Source organism: Streptomyces sp. NPDC001068, from assembly GCF_042897315.1.
Lineage (GTDB): Bacteria > Actinomycetota > Actinomycetes > Streptomycetales > Streptomycetaceae > Streptomyces.
In genome coordinates this window covers 806,403-825,521 of record NZ_JBIAYD010000002.1, presented here as the reverse complement: position 1 = coordinate 825,521, position 19,119 = coordinate 806,403, and the positions used below count along the sequence as shown (strand labels likewise).

Genomic DNA, 19,119 nt, shown 5'->3' with positions numbered 1-19,119 from the left:
ATCGACTTCGAGGGGGACCTCCCGTGCCGGACGCCGCGCTGACCGAAGACCTCGCCCGTCGGGCCGCCGCGGGCGACCAGCTGGCCCTGAACCAGCTGCTGGGCGAGGTCTGGCCGGACGTCGTACGACGCTGCGGAAGGTTCCTGCCGTGCCGGGAGGACGCCGAGGAGGCGGCCCAGGACGTGCTGCTGCAGATCTCCCGGAAGATCTCCACCTTCGAGGGCCGCAGCCGCTTCAGCACCTGGCTGTACACGGTCGTCGCCAACTGCTCCCGGCAGAAGTACCGCGACCTGAAGCGGCGCTCGGCGGAGCAGCCGGCGACCATCGAACCGGCCGAGCACGTCGACCCCCGCACCACCAGCGTGATCGCCGGCTCCCGGATCGACCTGCTGGAGGCGCTGGACAGGCTGGAGCGGGAGCACCCGCTGCTGGTCGCTCCACTCGTCTACCGGGACATCTGCCAGCTGGACTACGCCGAGGTCGCCGAACGGGTGGGGATCCCGCTCGGAACGCTGAAGTCGCGGCTGCACGAGGCGCGCAAGCAGGTCCGGCCCTGGCTGAGCGCGCCGTGACGGGCGGGAGCCCGCGGTGACCGCCGCGGGCCCGCGATGACGGGCGCGGCAAAAAAATAGGGCAAGGAACTCACGCTCTCCTCGCCACTCTCAACTTATAGCGCACGGGGGGGCTTGCGGCAAGGCCCCCCTCGTCCCGCAAAATCGCAGGCCGAAGCCAGAACCTGCGGTATTTGGGGGATTCACCACGTGCGTGTGTTGTTGATGGGATACGGGTCGCGCGGAGACGTCGAACCGCTGGCGGGACTCGGGCGGGCGCTGCGCGGGCTCGGTGCCGAGGTACGGGTGTGTGCCCCGCCGGACCAGGAGTTCGCGGAGCTGCTCGGCCGGGCGGGCGTCCCGCACGTGCCGTTCGGACCGTCGGTGCGCTCGGTGGTGACCAGGCCCGACCCGCGGCCGTCGGACGCGTTCCGGCTCGCCGCCGACCTGGTCGCCGCACACTTCGACGCGGTCGCCGCGGCCGCCGAGGGGTGCGACACGGTGGTGGCGACCGGCCTGATGCCGGCCGGCGTGCGGTCGGTGGCCGAGAAACTGGGCATCGGGTACGTCTTCGCGTGCCCCCACCCGTTCGGCATGCCGTCCCCGCACTTCGCCCCGGCGGGCCGGCCCGGGCGTCCGGCCCCGCCCGACGCCGACCTGCGGACGCTGTGGAAGGTGGACGCCGAGCGGGTGGACGCGCTGTACGGCGAGGCCCTGAACACCCATCGGGCGGCGATCGGGCTGCCGCCGGTGGACGATGTCCGCGCGCACGTCCTCACCGGCCGGCCGTGGCTGGCCGCGGACCCGGTCCTCGGGCCGTGGCGGGACCTGACGGACCTCGACCCGGTGCAGACGGGGGCGTGGCTGCTGCCGGACCCGCGCCCGCTCCCCGGCGAACTGACGGCCTTCCTGGCGGCCGGCGAGCCGCCGGTCTACGTCGGCTTCGGCAGCATGGCGATGCGCGGCGCGCCGGACGCCGCCCGGGCGGCGGTCGAGGCGGTGCGCGCCCGGGGCCGCCGGGTGCTGGTCGGGCGCGGCTGGGCCGGTCTCGCGCCGATCGACGGCCGGGCCGACTGCCTCGCGGTCGGCGAGGTCAGCCACCAGGCGCTGTTCCGCCGGGTTGCCGCCGTCGTCCACCACGGCGGCGCGGGCACCACGACGACCGCCGCCCTGGCCGGTGTGCCCCAGGTGGTCGTCCCGCAGATCGTCGACCAGCCGCACTGGGCGGCCCAGGTGGCCGAACTGGGCGTCGGCGTGGCCCACGACGGCCCGACCCCGACCGCGGAATCCCTGGCGGCCGCACTCGCTGCCGCCCTCGACCCGGGGACCCGGGACCGTGCGTCCGCCGTGGCCGGCGACATCCGCACGGACGGCGCGCAGGTGGCCGCGAAGCTCCTCCTCGACGGTCCCGGCCCGGAGACGCCGCCCGTCCCGGCATGAAACCCGCCCGGTCCGTCCCGCCCGGCGACAGCAGCCGCCCGCGCACCTCCCGGCGCCGGGCGCCGCGAGGCGGCGGCGGAGCCCACCGGCCCCCTGTGCCTCAGGACCGGGCGCCGTGAGGCTCGGCGGAGCCGACCGGCTCCGGTGCCTCGGGACCGGGCGCCGTGAGGCACGGCGGAGCCCACCGGCCCCGTGCCTCAGGACCGGGCGGGCGCACGCCCCACGACCACGTACGAACCGCGCGGAAGCGGCCCACCCGGCCGCCGCCGCGCCCGGCACCTCCCACGGAGCTGACGCAGTGAACCCCCTGACCACCCGTGCCTTCGACCTTCCCGAACACCTCTCCGCCAAGGCCGGCCCGGCCCTGATCGGCGACGACGAGCAGCACTTCACGGCCGTCGCGCGCTGTCTGGAGGAGACCCTCGCCGACCTCTCCGACAGCCTCGGGACCGCGCTCAAGGCCCCGGGCGGCACCGGCCGGGCCGCGATGGACCGGGACAACGAGGTCCACCGGCTGAGCGCGCGGCTGCGCACCCTGCGCCGCTTCGGCCTGGACCTGTGCCTGGGCCGCATGGTGGCCGCCGACGACCCCGCGCCGGTGTACGTCGGCCGGCTCGGCCTGACCGACGGCGAGGGCCGCCGGCTGCTGGTCGACTGGCGGTCGCCCGCGGCCGAACCGTTCTTCGCGGCGACCCACGCCGATCCGATGGGACTGCGCAGCCGCCGCAGGTACCGCTGGACCGACGGCCGGATCAGCGACTACTGGGACGAGGTGTTCACCGCCGACGGACTCGAGGGACACGCGGCGCTCGACGACCAGTCGGCCTTCATCGCGAGCCTCGGCGCCGACCGGTCGGAGCGGATGCGGGACGTTCTGGCCACCATCCAGGCAGACCAGGACGCCATCATCCGCGCGGGTTCCCGGGGCGCCCTCGTCGTCGACGGCGGCCCCGGCACCGGCAAGACCGTCGTCGCCCTGCACCGCACCGCCCACCTGCTGTACTCCGACCCGCGCCTCGGGCACCGACGGGGCGGTGTGCTGTTCGTCGGACCGCACCGGCCCTACCTGAACTACGTCTCCGACGTGCTCCCCAGCCTCGGTGAGGAGGGCGTGCAGACCTGTGTCCTGGCCGACCTGGTCGACGAGGGCGCCACGGCACCGCCCGAGGCCGACCCGGAGGTCGCCCGTCTGAAGTCGTCCGCGGACCTGGTGCGGGCGATCGAGACGGCCGTCCGCTTCTACGAGGAGCCGCCCGCCACCGGCACGACCGTCGCCACCGACTGGGGCGATCTGTGGCTGAGCGCCGACGACTGGGCCGACGCGTTCCGCGCGCCGGGTCCGGGCACCCCGCACAACGAGGGACGCGAGCACATCTGGGACGAGCTCGCCACCATCCTGCTGGACCGGCACACCGGTGACGACGTCCCCGTCGAGCGGTTTCGCAGGTCGCTCCAGCAGGACCGGGAGCTGACGGAGACCCTGCACGGCGCCTGGCCGCTGCTGGAGGCCACCGACCTGGTCGGCGACCTGTGGTCGGTGCCCGCGTACCTGCGGATGTGCGCCCCCTGGCTCGACCGCGACGCGGTACGGCTGCTCCAGCGCGCCGACGCCCAGGCCTGGACCGTGTCCGACCTGCCCCTGCTGGACGCGGCCCGGCACCGGCTCGGCGACCCGGCCGCGGCCCGGCAGCGGCAGCGGCAGGAGGCCGCGCTCGCCGCCCAGCGCGAGCGCATGGCGCAGGTCGTCGACAACCTGATCGGGGCGGCCGTCGACTCCGGCGCCGACGGGGACGACGGCGAGGGCCTGGTGCGGATGCTGCGTGGCGAGGACGCGAAGACCAGTCTGGTCGACGAGTCCGAGCTGCCGGCCCTGCCCCCTGACCTGCTGGCGGGCCCGTTCGCGCACGTCGTCGTCGACGAGGCCCAGGAACTGACCGACGCCGAGTGGCAGATGCTGCTGCTGCGCTGCCCGTCCCGGAGCTTCACCATCGTCGGGGACCGTGCCCAGGCCAGGCACGGGTTCGCGGAGTCGTGGGAGGAGCGCCTGGAGCGGGTCGGATTCGACCGGGTCGCCCTGGCCTCGCTCGGCGTCAACTACCGCACGCCCGAGGAGATCATGGCGGAGGCGGAGCCGGTGATCCGGGCCGCGCTGCCGGACGCCAACGTGCCGACCTCGATCCGCGGCAGCGGCCTGCCCGTCGTGCACGGAACCGTGGACCGGCTGACCCCGCTCCTGGACGACTGGCTCGCCGCGCACGCGGAGGGCGTCGCCTGCGTGATCGGCGCCCCCGGCTTCACCGCGACCCCCCGGGTCCGCTCGCTCACCCCGGAGCTGTCGAAGGGCCTCGAATTCGACCTGGTGGTCCTCGTGGACCCGGAGAACTTCGGCACGGGCGTGGCGGGCGCCGTCGACCGCTACGTCGCCATGACCCGGGCGACCCGGCAACTGGTCGTGCTGACCGGTACCGGGGGGCCGGAGAGGCCGGAGGGTGCCGCCTAGACGGCGTCCTCCGGGAACAGCGACAGCTCGGCCCAGATCGTCTTGCCCTCGCCGGTGTGGCGGGTGCCCCAGCGTTCGGTCAGCTGCGCCACCAGGAGCAGCCCCCGGCCGCCCTCGTCCCAGGTCTTGGCCCGGCGCAGGTGCGGGGCGGTGTGACTGGTGTCGGAGACCTCGCAGATCAGCCTGGTCGTGTCGTGGATCAGGCGGAGCCGGATCGGGCGGGCGCCGTAGCGGATGGCGTTGGTGACCAGTTCGCTGACCACCAGTTCGGCCGTGAAGGCGGCCATGGTCAGGTCCCACACCTCCAGCCGGTCCACCACCTGCTTGCGGATCGGCGCGACCAGGGCGGGGTCGGCGGGGATGTCCCAGGTCGCCACCCGGGACGGCGGCAGGCCCTGGGTGCGGGCCAGCAGCAGGGCCACGTCGTCGGCCGCGCCGCCCGAGGGCAGCAGGGCGTGCAGGATCCGGTCGCAGGTCTCGTCGAGCGAGTCGCTGTAGGCGGCCAGCGCCTCGTGGAGGAGCCGGCGTCCCGCGTCCGGGTCACCGTTCTGGGAGGTGATCAGCCCGTCCGTGAACATGGCCAGCACGGTGCCCTCGGGCAGCTCGATCTCGGTGGACTCGAACGGCAGCCCGCCCAGGCCCAGGGGCGGACCGGCGGGCAGGTCCACCTCGTGCAGACGGTGACCGGGGCGCAGCACGACGGGAGGCGGATGACCGGCGCGGGCCATCGTGCAGTGCCGGGACACCGGATCGTAGACGGCGTACAGACAGGTCGCGCCGAGCTCGCCGGGACTGCCCTCGCCGCCCAGTTCCTCCGACAGCCGGACCACCAGGTCGTCGAGGTGGGTGAGGAGCTCGTCCGGGGCCAGGTCGATGTCGGCCAGGGTGCGCACCGCGGTGCGCAGCCGGCCCATGGTCGCCGAGGCCTGCACCCCGTGGCCGACGACGTCGCCGACGACCATGGCGACCCGCAGCCCGGACAGCGGGATCACGTCGAACCAGTCGCCGCCGACCCCGGCCCGGGCGGCCGGCAGGTAACGGGAGGCGGCCTGCAGGGCGGCGGTGTGCGGCAGCGTCCGGGGCAGCAGGCTGCGCTGCAGGGCCAGGGCGGTCTCGCGTTCGCGGGAGTAGCGGCGGGCGTTGTCGATGCAGACGGCGGCCCGGGCGGTGATCTCCTCGGCGAGCAGCATGTCGTCCGGGCCGAACGGGTCGGGGCGCCGGTGCCGGGTCAGCACGGCGACCCCGAGGGTGGTCCCGCGGGCCTGGATCGGCACGGCCATCGAGGAGTGCACGCCGAACTCGCGCACCCGCTCGCCGCGCAGCGCGTGCCAGTTCAGCCACGGCGCCATCTCGCCGGCCGCCACCCGGGCGACGATGGTGTGCCCCGCGGTCAGCGAGTCGGCCTGCGGTGACGAGGGCGGGTAGGACTCGCTGTGACCGGGCTTGAGCACCGCCTCGGGAACACCCGGCAGCACGGACTGGTGCGCGATACGGCGCAGTGTGACCGGTGCGGTCAGCCGGGTCGGGAGGTCGGCGCCGTTCTCCGGCGGGTCCAGCAGGTCGACGGTGACGAAGTCGGCGAGGGCCGGCACGCAGACGTCCGCCAGCTCCTGGGCCGTACGGGTCACGTCCAGGGTGGTGCCGATCCGCACGCTCGCCTCGTTGACCAGCTGGAGCCGCTCCCTGGCCAGGTAGTTCTCGGTGATGTCGTGCGCGGCCAGGCTGACCCCCAGCACGCGCCCCGAGGCGTCGGTGACCGGTGCCATCCGGGCCAGCCAGGCGTGCGCCAGCTCCTCGCCGCCGGTGCGCATGTAGGTCTGCACGTCCAGCGGCCGGCCGGTGGCCAGCACCTGGAGCATGTTCCGCTCCAGCTCCTCGCTCTGCGGCTTGCCGCCGATCTCGGTGATCCTGAGCCCGCGGACCCGTTCCTCGGGCAGTCCGATGACCTCGGCCATCGCCTCGTTCACCCGGCGCAGCCGCAGCTCCTCGTCGTAGACGGCGATCGCGCACGGCGACTGGGTCAGCGCGGCCGCTGCCAGCGGGTCGTCCGGGGCGGCCGGGGCGCCGGGTACGGGGGAGAAGACCAGCCAGCGCCCGGCGCGTTCGTCCTCGGCCGCGCGGTGGTGGGCGACCAGCCAGACCGGGAGCGTACGGCCGTCCCGGTGCCGGAGCTCGAGCGTGCCGTCCCAGCGGCTGCCCGCGGGTGCGGACGGCGGGTCCCCGGCCAGCAGGCGCGCCGCGGGCCTGCCCACGACCTCTTCGGCCGGGTGGCCGAGGAGGCGCCGTGCGCCTTCGTTCCACTCGGCCAGTGTGCCGTCCTCGTCGATGACGGCCCGGGCCGTCGCCGCATCGTCGAACGGATAGACCCGGCTCATCTCGCCACTCCCAAGCGCACACTCACAGCCAACAGGTGCACCACAGGTGTTCAGCCTAGTGCGTCCGACCCACCCGTGACCGGCAACCGCCGACGGCCGGTCGGCGGGCCGTCGGCGTTGTGCGGGGGGCCGAACGGGGACCGGGCGGCGGGACGAAATCCTGGACCGACCGCCTCCGGACCCTTGACTGCGGTAAGTGGCACACCGTCAGAATCTGTTTGTCCGCGATCAGTTGTGAGTAGTTCTGGGCCCTGATGAGGGAGAGCCGCACCATGACGGTCACACGCAGATCGGTTCTGGCAGCCGCCACGGCAGCCCCGGCGAGCGCGGCTCTCGCGGCCGCCCCGTCCGCCTGGGCGGTACCGGAGGCGGATACGGCCACGCAGGTCACCGGCCGCCGCACGATCGCCCTGCGGGACGGCTGGCGGTTCGCGCTGGTGGACCCGGGCGGGATCACCGACCCGACCGGCGCCTACGCGGACGCCGCCGACCCCGGATACGACGACTCGCACTGGCGCCGGGTCGCGGTACCGCACGACTGGAGCATCGAGCAGACCCCCACCACCGACCACGGCACCACCAGTGGCACCGGCTTCTTCCCGGGCGGCCTCGGCTGGTACCGGCTCGCCTTCACCCTGCCGCCCGGCTGTGCGGGCAAGCGGATCTCGGTGGAGTTCGACGGCGTCTACATGGACTCGTACGTCTACTGCAACGGCACGCAGGTCGGCCGCCACCCGTACGGCTACACCGGCTTCGCCCTCGACCTCACCGGGCTGGTGCACACCGACGGCGGCACCGAGAACGTCCTCGCCGTCAAGGTGCAGAACCGCCTGCCCAGCAGCCGCTGGTACTCGGGCAGCGGCATCTACCGCGAGGCCCGCCTCGTGGTGACCGACCCCGTGCACGTGGCCCGCTGGGGGACGTACGTCACCACGCCCGACATCACGGCCGAGCGGGCCGTGGTGCGGGTGCGGACCACGGTCGCCGACGAGTCGGGGGAGGCCGCGGACGTCACGGTGGTCTCCCGGATCGTCGACCCCGACGGCCGAACGGTCGCCCGTACGTCCTCCACGGTCGCCGTCACCGGCACCGGATCCGGCGCGGGCGCGGCCGAAGCGACCCATGAACTGACACTCGCGCACCCGAGGTTGTGGTCCATCGAGGCACCGCACCGCTACGCGCTGCACACCGAACTGCGGGTCGGCCGCACCGTCACCGACACCTGTCGCACGGTCTTCGGCGTCCGCCACCACCGCTTCGACCCGGACGAGGGCTTCTCCCTCAACGGCGTGCCCACCAAGATCAGGGGTGTCGACCTCCATCACGACCTGGGTGCCCTCGGCGCGGCGGTCGGCGTCGACGCGGTGCGCCGGCAGATGACCATCATGAAGTCGATGGGCGTCAACGCCTTCCGCACCTCGCACAACCCGCCCTCGCCGCAGATGATCGAGGTCTGCGAGGAACTCGGTATCGTGATGATGGTGGAGGCCTTCGACTGCTGGCGGACCGGCAAGACCACCTACGACTACGGCCGGTTCTTCGACGAGTGGTGCGAGAGCGACGTCACCGAGATGGTCCTCGCCGCCCGCAACTCGCCCGCCGTCGTGCTGTGGTCCATCGGCAACGAGATCCCCGACTCCACCTCCACCGCCGGCCTCGCCATGGCCGACCGGATCATCGCCGCCGTCCGGGCGGCCGACGACACCCGCCCGCTGGTCATCGGCTCCGACAAGTACCGGAGCGTGCCGAGACCGGGCTCCGCCGCCGACCTGATGCTCGCCAAGCTCGACGGGCTGGGCCTCAACTACAACACCGCCAGGTCCGTCGACGCGCTGCACGCGGCCTACCCGCACCTCTTCCTCTTCGAGTCCGAGTCCTCCTCGCAGACCTCGACCCGCGGCACCTACCAGGAGCCGGAGCACCTCAACACCGGTGAGAACCACACCCCCGGCCGGCGCGCGACCTCGTCGTACGACAACAACCTGGCCTCCTGGACGATGAGCGGCGAGTACGGCCTCAAGAAGGACCGGGACCGGAAGTGGTTCGCCGGCCAGTTCCTCTGGTCGGGCATCGACTACCTCGGCGAACCCACGCCGTACGACGTGTTCCCGGTCAAGGCGTCCTTCTTCGGCGCGGTGGACACGGCCGGCTTCCCGAAGGACATGTACCACCTCTTCCGCAGCCAGTGGGTGAGCGAGCCCATGGTGCACCTGCTGCCGATGAGCTGGAACCACGAGGACGGGGACACGGTCGAGGTGTGGGCGTACGCCAACGTGCCCACCGTCGAGCTGTTCCTGAACGGGAAGTCGCTGGGGGTGCGGGAGTTCGACACCAAGACGACGACGGACGGCCGGACCTACCTGGAGACCACCGAGGCCACCGGCGACGACAAGACCTTCACCACCGGCCCCTACCCGGGCAGTTACACCAGCCCGAACGGCAGCGCGGGCAAACTGCACCTGGCCTGGCGGGTGCCGTACCGGCCGGGGGAGCTGAGAGCCGTGGCCCGGCGGGACGGCAGGGTGGTCGCGACCGACGTCCTGCGCACCGCCGGCGCCCCACACGCCGTGCGCCTCACCGCCGACCGCGGCTCCCTCGCCGCGGACGGGCGTGCGCTGGTCTTCGTGACCGCCGAGATCGTCGACGCGCACGGCGTACGGGTGCCCGACGCCGAGCACCTCCTCTCCTTCACCGTCGCCGGGGGCTCGCTCGCCGGGCTCGACAACGGACGGGAGGAGAGCGCGGAGCGCTACCAGGCCAGCACCCGGACCGCCTTCCACGGCAAGGCGCTCGCCATCGTCCGGGCCGGTGCGGAGCCGGGCGTCCTCGCGGTGACCGCGCGGGCGGACGGGCTGCGCGGGGGCACCGTCACCGTCCGCACCACACCCGCCCGCGCGGCCGCCCGCACCCCGGCCCCCCGCTTCGGCCCCGACCTTCCGGTCCCGCCGGCGTATCCGCACCCGGACGCCGGTTACTCGGGCCGTCCGGACACCCTCCCGGCCGCCATGCTCGACGGCGACCCGGCCACCGGCTGGTCCAACGCCTTCACCAAGCCGGCCACCGCCCTGCTGCCGGCGTTCGCGGGCGCCCGCACCGGGGACTGGGTCTCGGTCGACTTCGGCCGCACCCGGGTCTTCGACCGGGTGGAGGTGTCCTTCACCGTGGACGCCCTGCACGCGCTGCCCGCCTCGGTCGGGGTGGCGGTCTGGGACGGCCGGGCCTACCGCGCGGTGGAGGGGACGACGGTGGACTGGGCCACCGCCTCGGACACCCCGACCGTCATCACCTTCCCGCGGACCGCCGGCTCCCGGCTGCGGCTGGACCTGACGAGCGCCCGTCCGGGGGAGACCACCGGGGCGCTGCGGATCAGCAGGCTCGACGTCTGATGCCCTGCGGTACCGCCGGATCCCGCTCTGACCTGCGGGTATTTACGAGCGAGTACCCGAGCGGTACCGTGAAGGGCATGCCAGCTCTCAACGTGGAGTTCAGCGACCGCGAACTAGAGGACCTGCGGCAGATCGCCAAGGAGCGCGGTACGTCCATGAAAGCCCTCGTCCGTGAGGCGGCCGCCGCCGACATCGCGCGGCACCGGGCCCTCCAGGAGGGGGCGGAGGAGTTCCGCCGGTTCTTCACCGCGCACGCCGACGAGTTCGCGGCCGCCTTCCCCGACGACGAGCCGTCCGCCAGGGGCGAGGCCGCCTGAGCCATGCCGCCGGTCATCCACATCGACGTGCCCTGGCTCCTGCAGCGCCATGAGGAGGTGCTGCCGGACCAGCCCACCGTCGACGACTTCTCCGCACTGGTCGCCGCCGTCGCCCGGCACCGCGTGGACCCGCCCCGGCTCGGTGTGGACTCCGACCCGGCCTGGCGGGCCGCCGCCCTGCTGCACACCCTCGCGCTGCTCAAGCCGCTGCCCTCCGCCAACGCCCGGTTCGCCTGCGCGACCGCGGTGGCCTACATGTTCGTGAGCGGCGTGGGTATCGACCCGCCCTACGGCGCCCTCGTCGATCTCGCCCGCGACCTGATCGACGGCAAGGCCGACGTCTACGCCGCGGCGGACCGGCTCCGTTCCTGGCAGCTCTGAACCGCCCGGACCCGCGGGTCAGGCCGCCTCCGGCGCCTCGGGGGTCGCCGGCCGCGGGCGGAAGGAACGGGGCCGGCGACCTGTTCCGCGCAGCCGCCTTCCTGCGCGGGGCCGTACGGGGAGGGCCGGTCACCAGTGGACTACCCGTTCGCGTGGGGCGGGAGCGTGTGCGCGGGACCGGAGGGAGCGCACCGTTCACACGGGGTGTGCGTAAAAGTGAATACGGCCGTGACAGGACAATGGCCAGGGCCGCCTTTTTGACGTTCTGTCAATGCCGTCGATGTTGTACGGGTGCCTTGTTGCTTGTGTGAGACTTGTGCGAGGGTGAAACAGCCCCGCGGGGGGTAATGGCCAGGACTATTTCCGCAGTTGGGGAACGCGACCGACGCCATGCCGGTCAATTCCCGCTCCTCGTAAGCGCACCGAAGAGGTACGCACCACCGCACCAAAGGAACCCGCTCAGTGCCCACCCCCCACCCGCCTCGCCCTCCCTATCCGCCGCCGGGAGGTGGTGTCGGGGAGTCCGACGAGTCCCTCGCCGCGCCGCTGCGCGCCGGATCCGACGTCGAGGCATCCCGCTCCGCCGCGCTGCTCATGGCCCGGCACTGGCGTCCGGTGCAGGAGTACGCGGTCATCTGCCTGGCCGCCTCCGGGCCCGTCGCCCACATGGTCGCGGCCGCCGCCTTCCACCAGGTCCTCGACCGGGTCGCGCTCGGGGAGACCGCCGACGTGCTCCGGCCCCGGCTGCTGGTCTCCGTCCGTGACACGGTCGCCAACTGGTCGGCCGAGGACCGAATATCGGAGGTTCTCCCGGACCTCGGGAAACCGGCCGGTGGCCGCGGTCTGCGCACCGCGAAGTCCATGACGCCGGAAAACCGTACGCTCGCGGAGCGTTCATTCCTCGGCCTTCCGGCGCTCTTCCAGAGTCTGCTGTGGCACATCGAGGTCGAGGCGGAACCGATAACCGTACCGGCTGGTCTGTTGGGCATGGACACGGCAACCGCAGGGGCCGCTCTCGAGGACGCCCGGGAGAAATTCCGGGAGGGCTGTGTCCGCGCCCACCGGGAACTCGCGCCGTCCCAGGAGTGCCGCTACTACAACCGGCTGCTGGACGTGCCGCTGCGGCGCGGCGGCGCACTGCTGCCGGACGTCCAGGAACATCTCGCGGAGTGCCCGTACTGCCATGCCGCCGCCGAACAGCTCGGCCAGGTCGACGGTGGGCTCGGGGCGCTGCTCGTCGAAGCCGTGCTCGGCTGGGGCGCCCGCCGGTACCTCGACTCGCGTCCGGGCCGCATGGGCGGCATCCCGGAGTCCCGGGGCGGGTCCGCCTCCCGGCGCTCCGGTGGCGGGCGCCGTCGTGCGACGGCCCGGACCGGGATCCTGGCCCGGATCACCGTGCCGGTGCGCCGCCCGCCGGGATCCTGGTCGTCGAAGACCCTGCTGACCAGCGTCGGAGTCGCCGGAGCGGGCCTGCTGGCCTCGGTCCTCGCGGTCAGCGCGCTGTCGGGCGGCGGTGACGGCAAGGACGCCGTGGCCTCCGCCGGTCTGGTGCCCGGCGACACCGACCCCGAGACGACGCCCGGCCCCGGTACGGCCGCCGGGCTGCCCGCCGCCGACCACGCCACCCGCCTGCGCAACGTCGCCGCCCAGCTGTGCCTGGACATCAACGGCGCGCCGCAGGCCGGGGCCGGCGTGGTCCTGGCGGTGTGCTCCTCGTCCTCGACCCAGGAATGGGCGTACGAGAGCGACGGCGAGCTGCGCAGCGTGGCCGCCCGCGGGCTGTGCCTGGACTCGCACGCGGACGGCGGAGTGGTCATCCTGGGCGCCTGCGCGGACGTCACGGACGAGCGCGGCGCGGACGTGCGCTACGACCTCACCGCCCAGGGCGAGTTGCTGCCCCGCTGGGACCGGACCCTCGCCCTCGGCACGGCCGGTGTGGACGCGGGCGCCGACGTCGTCGTGAAGGTCCGCGACCGCACCAGCGCCCAGCACTGGCTGACCGATCCGCCGGTCGCGACCCAGAGCTCCGGCTCCTTCTCCGTCGCGGGAACCGGGGGCCCGTCGGCCCGCCCGGCGGAACTGTCCGGCAGCTGATCCCTTCGGGGCTGCCGGGCGGCGTCAGTCCTGATCGGTGTCCGGGCCCTGGGCCCGGACCCGTTCGACGTGCTCCAGCGAGTCGCGGAGTTCGGTCAGCCAGTCGTCGGTGTTCCTGTGGACCAGTCGTACGCACCAGGCCAGTGCCTCGCTGCGGCTGCGTGCCACACCCCCGGCGATCAGGGTGTCCAGCACCTGGCGTTCGGGCTGGCGCAGCCGGGTCATGACCGGCGCGGCCACATGCGTGAACAGGGCCCGCCTCCCGGAGCACTCCACCCCCCAGGACACCTTGTGGCGGAACTGGTGCTCCGCCTCCCGGGCCACCTCGATACGGGTCTCCCGGGTGCGCTCCCGGAACTCCTGGATCCGCCCCTCCACGGCCGCCTCCCGCTCGGCGTCCGAGGCGCCCTCGGCGAGCTCGGGCCCGGGAATGCGCCCGACGACCGTGACCTCCTCGCGGTCCACGGTCACCTCGACCAGTTCCTCGAACAGACCCTCCGGCAGCCGGCCGGAGAACCAGCCGCGCAGCCTGTCTCGTTGGTCTTGAGTAATCATGTAATGACAGTTACTCCGTCGCGGGGCCAAGGCAAGGGCTTGCGGAGAAGTCCGCCGACAGCGGAAGCGGAATGTTTCAGGACGATTAACGAGGCGATGAGAACCGGCCATCCGGCTGTTTCGAGCGATCAAGACCCGCTCCGTTGGGCGGTCGACGCGCGTGTACTCCGTGACTTCACGCCACTGATTCAATACGCAATGTTACTGAAACCTGTGGGTTCGATGTGTGTTTCGACCGCGGACTCGGCAGAGTGGCGCCCGCCGCCCCGGCACCCACCGGGCCGTGGACGGCACCCGTCGAATCAAGCGGAAGGATGCACACAATGCGAACCACCGCGCGCTGGGCAGCGACCCTCGGCCTCACGGCCGCCGCCGTCTGCGGACCCCTGACCGGAGCCGCCGTCGCCGCCCCGAGCTCGCTCTACGCGCCCTCGGCCCTGGTACTCACCACCGGCCACGGCACCGACGCGGCCACCGCCACGCCCGAGCGCGCCGTCACCCTGAACTGCGCCCCCGCCGCCTCCGGCACCCACCCGGCGGCCGCCCAGGCGTGCGCCGAACTGCGCGGTGCCGGCGGCGACCTCGACGCTCTGGCGCCGAGAAACGACGTGTGGTGCACCAAGCTCTACGACCCCGTCGTGGTCACGGTCGCGGGCGTCTGGCAGGGCAAGCGCGTCTCCTACGAGCACACCTTCGGCAACCAGTGCATGAGGGACGCCTACGGGGTCAGCGTCTTCTCCTTCTGAGCCCGGGATCGCACGGTCCTCGTGACTGCCGGAACAGGTCCGCAACTGGGGAGTGCGGCCTCTGGGACGGGGAACCTGCGATCTCGCACCCGGGGGTCGACGGACAGTGTGGGGCTGCCCGCCGACCCCCGGCCTCACCGCCGCTCCCCGGCGCACCCGTCCCGGGGAAGCCCGGGGAGCGGCGGGAACCGCCCCAGCAGGCCCGCGGCCCTCAGCAGCCGCGGGACGCGGGGTCCTTCGCACACCAGTCGCAGCCGGCCGCCCCGCTCCCGGGCGCGGGCCTCGGCCCGGCACAGCACCCGCAGCCCCGAGCAGTCGAGGAAGTCCAGCCGCCGCAGATCTACGAGCACGTCCGGCTCCGGTCCGGCGGTGGCCGCGAGCAGATGCTCGGCGAGCAGCTCCGCGGTGGCGATGTCCACCTCGCCGAAGACCTCGACGACGAGTCGGCCACCGCACCGGCGGCTCCGCGCGCAGGAGTTGGCGGCGGGCATCCCGGGTTCGTCCGCTTCCGGTGTCATCTCTGCTCCCCCTGGCACAGGGCGCGTTCGGGATCGGTTGGTACCCGCCAGGGGCGCCTGCCATCCCTGATGCCGGTGACGCAAGATCAGGTTCACTCGACTCGGTGAATTTCCCGCGAGTGGCTTGACTGAAAGCGCCTGATGAAATGCGAAGGGCCGCCGTCTCCCTGCGGACGGCGACCCCTCGGTCCTCGGCGGCTCTGCGCGGTTCAGGTCACATGTGGACGACAGGTGCCGCGTCGGCGTCCTGCTGCGGCACGCCCTTGCGGAACAGCAGGAAGGCGATCACCGCACCCGCCGCGAACATGCCGGCCGACCACCAGAACGCGGTCGTGTAACTCTCGATCGTCGCCTGGGCCTGCACCAGCTTGCTGCGCGCGTCCCGCCCGGCCAGGTAGTCCGTCGCCGCGCTCGCCGCGAGCGTGTTCAGCAGCGCGGTACCGATCGAACCGCCCACCTGCTGCATGGCGTTGACCGTCGCGGAGGCGACGCCCGCCTCGTCGGCCGTCACTCCGCCGGTGGCCAGCTGCATGGCCGCGGGCATGACCAGGCCGAGGCCGAGGCCGGTGATGATCAGCTGCGGCAGCACCGCGCTCACGTAGCTGGAGCCGACGCCGATGCCGGACAGCCAGGCCATGCCGGCCGCGGAGACCGCGAAGCCCAGCGGGACGACCGCCTTCGGGCCGATCCGCGGCACCAGGACCTGGGTGCCGACCTGCGCGGTCACCATCAGGGCGCCGATCATCGGCAGGAACGCCACGCCGGTCTTCGTCGGGCTGAAGCCGAGGTTCAGCTGCAGGTAGTAGGTGAGGAAGAGGAACACGCCGAACATGCCGCCCGCCGAGATCAGCACGGCGAGGAAGGAGGCGGCCCGGTTGCGTTCCAGCAGGATGCCCAGCGGCAGCAGGGGATACCTGGCCTTGGTCTGCCACCAGGCGAAGGCCGTGAGGAGCACGACACCGGCGAGCAGGAAGCCCCAGGTCAGCGGGGAGTCCCAGTCGTGCGTCTCGGCGTTGGAGAAGCCGTAGACCAGCGAGAACAGACCGGCGGCGACCAGGATCGTGCCGGGCACGTCCAGCTTGGAGTTGCCGGCGTCGCGGTGGTTGTGCAGCAGCGCCATGCCGCCCGCGAAGGCGACGACCGCGATGGCGACGTTCACGTACAGCGTGGAGCGCCAGTCGAAGGTGTCGGTCAGGACACCGCCGAGCAGCAGCCCCACCGCGCCGCCGGCGCCCGCGATGGCACCGTAGACGCTGAACGCCCTGGCCCGCTCGCGGGCGTCGGTGAACGTGGTGTTGAGCAGCGAGAGAGCGGTCGGGGCGAGCAGCGCGCCGAAGGCGCCCTGCAGGGCGCGCGCGGTGACCAGCATGCCGAAGCCGTTGGCGGCACCGCCCAGCGCCGACACGGCGGCGAACCCGACGACGCCCACGAGGAAGGCGGTCTTGCGGCCGAACAGGTCGGCGATGCGGCCGCCGAGCAGCAGCAGGGAGGCGAAGCTCAGGGCGTACGCGGTGACGATCCACTGCCGGTTGCCGTCGGAGAACCCGAGGTCGGCCTGGGCGGAGGGCAGGGCTATGTTCACGATGGTGGCGTCGAGCACCACCATCAACTGGGCGACGGCGATGACCGCGAGGATCCACCACCGCTTCGCGGAGGCGTCGGCCGGCGGCGCCTCGGTGGAACCGACGCGGACGTCGTCGGTCAGGGTCTTCTCAGACATGCGGGAACCACTCCAGGGAAGCCGTTCGGGATTTTCCGGGAAACCGCCGCGACGGGGCGCGGTCTTTCCGACCGCGAACGAAACGGTTTCGTACACATCAGAGCGTAGACGACTTTCAGCGAAACGGCAACGTTTCGTTGGGGGTGGTGCCGGTCACGCTACGGCCCGCGGGACCGCCGCCGGGCCGGCGTGGTCAACCGGTGGCGGGCCGGCGTGGTCAACCGGTGGCGGGCCGGCGTGGTCAACCGGTGGCGGGTTCCTCGTACGGGATGCGGTTCAGGTGCAGGACCGGGCCCAGGGTGCCCCACTCGTCGCCGCCGAGTTTGGTGAGCGGCCGCAGCAGCTCGCTGCCGGGACGTCCGCCGGCCAGGTACGCCTCGTCCACCACGGCATGGACCACCCGGCCGAAGACCAGGGTGCAGTTGCCCATGCGCAGGGTGGTGTGCGACCGGCACTCCAGGGCGACGGGCGCGGCCGCCACCCTGGGCGGGCGCACGTACCTGCTGGCCTCGCGCTCGATGCCCGCGATGTCGAATTCGCTGACGGAGCGGGGGAAGTCGGTGGCGGTGGCGTTGATCAGGGGCAGCAGCGGTTCGGAGGAGAAGTTGACGACGAACTCGCCGGTGTCCTCGACGTTGCGCAGCGAGTCCTTCCGGCCGATCGAGGTGAACTGGACGATCGGGGGATCGGTGCTCGCGATGCTGAAGAAGGAGTGCGGGGCCAGGTTCTCGGTGCCGCCGTCGGGCGTGACGGTGGAGACCCAGGCGATGGGCCGCGGAATGACGACCGAGGTCAGGAACCGGTAGAAGTCGGCGCGGCTCATCGCCTCCGGACTGCATTCCACACGCATGGACCGAGTATCGGACCGACGGGCGCGCGCGGGCCGCAGCGGACCACGCGTGTCGTGGCCGGGCAGACCCGGCGGCGGCCCCCGTCGAGATCTCCCGCGGCGGCCGCGGCGGTCACGGCGGGTCCGAGCCGGCCGGACGCGGCGGGCGGGCCCACCCGAGGGACCGCTCCACGGCCCGCAGCCAGTCGGCGTACTCCGCCTCCCGCCGGGCGGGATCCATGTCGGGCAGCCACTGCGCGGCCCGGTGCCAGTTGCGGCGCAGCACCTCCAGGTCCGGCCAGTAGCCGGCGGCGAGCCCGGCGGCGTAGGCCGCGCCCAGGGAGACCGTCTCGGCGACCATGGGCCTGACCACGGGCACGTCGAGCACGTCGGCCACGAACTGCATGAGCAGGTTGTCCGCGGTCATGCCGCCGTCCACCTTGAGCTGCGGGAGGGCGACGGGGAAGTCGGCGTTCATGGCGTCCACGACCTCCCGTGTCTGCCAGCCCGTGGCCTCCAGGACGGCCCGTGCCAGATGTCCCTTGGTGATGTACGAGGTCAGCCCGACGATGACCCCGCGCGCGTCGCTGCGCCAGCGCGGTGCGAACAGCCCCGAGAAGGCGGGGACGATGTAGCAGCCGCCGTTGTCCTCGACCGTCCGCGCCAGGGTCTCGATCTCCGGCGCGCTGCTGATCAGGCCGAGGCGGTCACGGAACCACTGGACGAGCGCCCCGGTGACGGCGATCGACCCTTCCAGGGCGTAGGCCGGCGGCTGGTCGTCGATCTTGTAGGCGACGGTGGTGAGCAGCCCGTGCCGGGAGCGCACGATGTCGCCGCCCGTGTTGAGCAGCAGGAAGCTGCCCGTACCGTACGTGCACTTCGCCTCACCGGGGGAGAAGCAGGTCTGGCCGAAGAGCGCGGCCTGCTGGTCGCCGAGCATGGCCGTGACGGCGACGCCCGGGAAGAGCGCGCGGGCCTCGCCGTAGGTCTCGGCGGAGGACCTGATCTCCGGCAGCATCGCGCGGGGCACCCCGAAGAAGTCCAGCAGCTCGTCGTCCCAGGCGAGCGTGCGGATGTTCATCAGCATCGTGCGGCTGGCGTTGGTGACGTCGGTGATGTGCAGGCCGCCGTCGGCCCCGCCGGTGAGGTTCCACACCAGCCAGCTCTCCATCGTCCCGAACAGCACCTCGCCGTCCGCGGCGCGCTGCCGGAGCCGCTTGACGTGGTCGAACAGCCAGCGGATGCGCAGCGCGGAGAAGTAGGTCGACGGCGGCAGACCGCACCGTTCCAGGAAGAACTCCTCGCCCGGTCGCCGGCCCAGCTCCTCCACCAGGGACGCGGTACGGGTGTCCTGCCAGACGATCGCCCGGCCGAGCGGGGTGCCGGTCCGCCGGTCCCAGAGCACGGTCGTCTCGCGCTGGTTGGCCACCCCGACGGCGGCGATCTGTCCCGTGTCCACCCCCGCGCCCGACAGCGCCTCCGGCCCGATACGGCGCAGGTTCTGCCAGATCTCGACGGCGTCGTGCTCCACCCAGCCGGGCCGCGGGAAGTGCTGCCGGTGCTCCTTCTGCGCGACCGAGACCAGCCGGCCCCGGTGGTCGAACAGGATGCACCGGGTCGAGTTGGTGCCCTGATCGATGGACATTACGTACCGTTCAGCCATGATCGGGTCTGCCTTCCGACGGGTCCGTGCGGCGGCCGGGCGTG

14 protein-coding genes are annotated in these 19,119 nt (G+C 72.9%); 8 read left to right on the top strand and 6 right to left on the bottom strand.

What is annotated here, in order from left to right:
• The first annotated feature begins 23 nt into the window (after positions 1-23).
• The 3 genes from ACFY3I_RS08740 to helR all read left to right on the top strand — a co-directional run bounded on the left by ACFY3I_RS08740 (position 24) and on the right by helR (position 4,491).
• Positions 24-572, top strand: coding sequence for a sigma-70 family RNA polymerase sigma factor (locus ACFY3I_RS08740; protein ID WP_365289526.1), 549 nt, complete (start codon positions 24-26; stop codon positions 570-572).
• Between the two features lie 189 nt (positions 573-761).
• On the top strand, positions 762-1,991 hold the full coding sequence (locus tag ACFY3I_RS08735; RefSeq protein WP_390859983.1) for a glycosyltransferase: 1,230 nt from the start codon (positions 762-764) through the stop codon (positions 1,989-1,991).
• Positions 1,992-2,289: 298 nt separating this feature from the next.
• The gene (helR, locus tag ACFY3I_RS08730) at positions 2,290-4,491 is read left to right on the top strand and encodes an RNA polymerase recycling motor ATPase HelR (RefSeq protein ID WP_390859982.1); all 2,202 of its coding nucleotides are present in this window, start codon (positions 2,290-2,292) and stop codon (positions 4,489-4,491) included.
• Here helR and ACFY3I_RS08725 read toward each other — a convergent pair.
• Positions 4,488-6,866, bottom strand: a complete 2,379-nt coding sequence (locus ACFY3I_RS08725) for a SpoIIE family protein phosphatase (protein ID WP_390859981.1) — start codon at positions 6,864-6,866, stop codon at positions 4,488-4,490. The genes helR and ACFY3I_RS08725 overlap by 4 nt on opposite strands.
• Before the next feature lie 272 nt (positions 6,867-7,138).
• On the opposite strand from ACFY3I_RS08725, the gene ACFY3I_RS08720 reads away from it, so the two are divergent.
• The 4 genes from ACFY3I_RS08720 to ACFY3I_RS08705 all read left to right on the top strand — a co-directional run bounded on the left by ACFY3I_RS08720 (position 7,139) and on the right by ACFY3I_RS08705 (position 13,044).
• Positions 7,139-10,252, top strand: coding sequence for a glycoside hydrolase family 2 TIM barrel-domain containing protein (locus ACFY3I_RS08720; RefSeq protein WP_390859980.1), 3,114 nt, complete (start codon positions 7,139-7,141; stop codon positions 10,250-10,252).
• Positions 10,253-10,329: 77 nt separating this feature from the next.
• Positions 10,330-10,569, top strand: coding sequence for a hypothetical protein (locus ACFY3I_RS08715; RefSeq protein ID WP_365289531.1), 240 nt, complete (start codon positions 10,330-10,332; stop codon positions 10,567-10,569).
• Between the two features lie 3 nt (positions 10,570-10,572).
• Positions 10,573-10,950: a toxin Doc gene (locus ACFY3I_RS08710; protein ID WP_351327488.1), complete on the top strand. Its 378-nt coding sequence runs from the start codon at positions 10,573-10,575 to the stop codon at positions 10,948-10,950.
• Positions 10,951-11,412: 462 nt separating this feature from the next.
• The gene (locus ACFY3I_RS08705) at positions 11,413-13,044 is read left to right on the top strand and encodes an RICIN domain-containing protein (RefSeq protein ID WP_390859979.1); all 1,632 of its coding nucleotides are present in this window, start codon (positions 11,413-11,415) and stop codon (positions 13,042-13,044) included.
• A gap of 24 nt (positions 13,045-13,068) precedes the next feature.
• Here the strand turns inward: ACFY3I_RS08705 and ACFY3I_RS08700 are convergent, their stop codons facing one another.
• Complete coding sequence (locus ACFY3I_RS08700; protein ID WP_390859978.1) at positions 13,069-13,599, bottom strand: hypothetical protein; 531 nt, start codon at positions 13,597-13,599, stop codon at positions 13,069-13,071.
• 323 nt (positions 13,600-13,922) lie between these two features.
• On the opposite strand from ACFY3I_RS08700, the gene ACFY3I_RS08695 reads away from it, so the two are divergent.
• Positions 13,923-14,345, top strand: a complete 423-nt coding sequence (locus ACFY3I_RS08695; protein WP_390859977.1) for a subtilase-type protease inhibitor — start codon at positions 13,923-13,925, stop codon at positions 14,343-14,345.
• A 134-nt stretch (positions 14,346-14,479) separates the two neighbouring features.
• On the opposite strand, the gene ACFY3I_RS08690 is transcribed toward ACFY3I_RS08695, so the two are convergent.
• The 4 genes from ACFY3I_RS08690 to glpK form a co-directional block, all read right to left on the bottom strand.
• Positions 14,480-14,863: an STAS domain-containing protein gene (locus tag ACFY3I_RS08690; RefSeq protein WP_390859976.1), complete on the bottom strand. Its 384-nt coding sequence runs from the start codon at positions 14,861-14,863 to the stop codon at positions 14,480-14,482.
• Positions 14,864-15,077: 214 nt separating this feature from the next.
• On the bottom strand, positions 15,078-16,583 hold the full coding sequence (locus ACFY3I_RS08685; protein WP_390859975.1) for an MFS transporter: 1,506 nt from the start codon (positions 16,581-16,583) through the stop codon (positions 15,078-15,080).
• 241 nt (positions 16,584-16,824) lie between these two features.
• Positions 16,825-17,433 carry a flavin reductase family protein gene (locus ACFY3I_RS08680; protein WP_390859974.1) on the bottom strand — a complete coding sequence of 203 codons (609 nt, stop codon included), beginning with the start codon at positions 17,431-17,433 and terminating at the stop codon, positions 16,825-16,827.
• Positions 17,434-17,545: 112 nt separating this feature from the next.
• Positions 17,546-19,075 carry a glycerol kinase GlpK gene (glpK, locus tag ACFY3I_RS08675; RefSeq protein WP_390859973.1) on the bottom strand — a complete coding sequence of 510 codons (1,530 nt, stop codon included), beginning with the start codon at positions 19,073-19,075 and terminating at the stop codon, positions 17,546-17,548.
• Between the last annotated feature and the right edge of the window lie 44 nt (positions 19,076-19,119).

Bases quoted from the DNA above. Each gene is read 5' to 3' on its own strand.
- ACFY3I_RS08700 (WP_390859978.1), bottom strand. From the start codon at position 13,599: ATGATTACTCAAGACCAACGAGACAGGCTGCGCGGCTGGTTCTCCGGC.
- ACFY3I_RS08695 (WP_390859977.1), top strand. From the start codon at position 13,923: ATGCGAACCACCGCGCGCTGGGCAGCGACCCTCGGCCTCACGGCCGCC.
- ACFY3I_RS08720 (WP_390859980.1), top strand. From the start codon at position 7,139: ATGACGGTCACACGCAGATCGGTTCTGGCAGCCGCCACGGCAGCCCCG.
- ACFY3I_RS08715 (WP_365289531.1), top strand. From the start codon at position 10,330: ATGCCAGCTCTCAACGTGGAGTTCAGCGACCGCGAACTAGAGGACCTG.
- ACFY3I_RS08690 (WP_390859976.1), bottom strand. From the start codon at position 14,863: ATGACACCGGAAGCGGACGAACCCGGGATGCCCGCCGCCAACTCCTGC.
- ACFY3I_RS08685 (WP_390859975.1), bottom strand. From the start codon at position 16,583: ATGTCTGAGAAGACCCTGACCGACGACGTCCGCGTCGGTTCCACCGAG.
- glpK (WP_390859973.1), bottom strand. From the start codon at position 19,075: ATGGCTGAACGGTACGTAATGTCCATCGATCAGGGCACCAACTCGACC.
- ACFY3I_RS08710 (WP_351327488.1), top strand. From the start codon at position 10,573: ATGCCGCCGGTCATCCACATCGACGTGCCCTGGCTCCTGCAGCGCCAT.
- ACFY3I_RS08725 (WP_390859981.1), bottom strand. From the start codon at position 6,866: ATGAGCCGGGTCTATCCGTTCGACGATGCGGCGACGGCCCGGGCCGTC.
- ACFY3I_RS08680 (WP_390859974.1), bottom strand. From the start codon at position 17,433: ATGCGTGTGGAATGCAGTCCGGAGGCGATGAGCCGCGCCGACTTCTAC.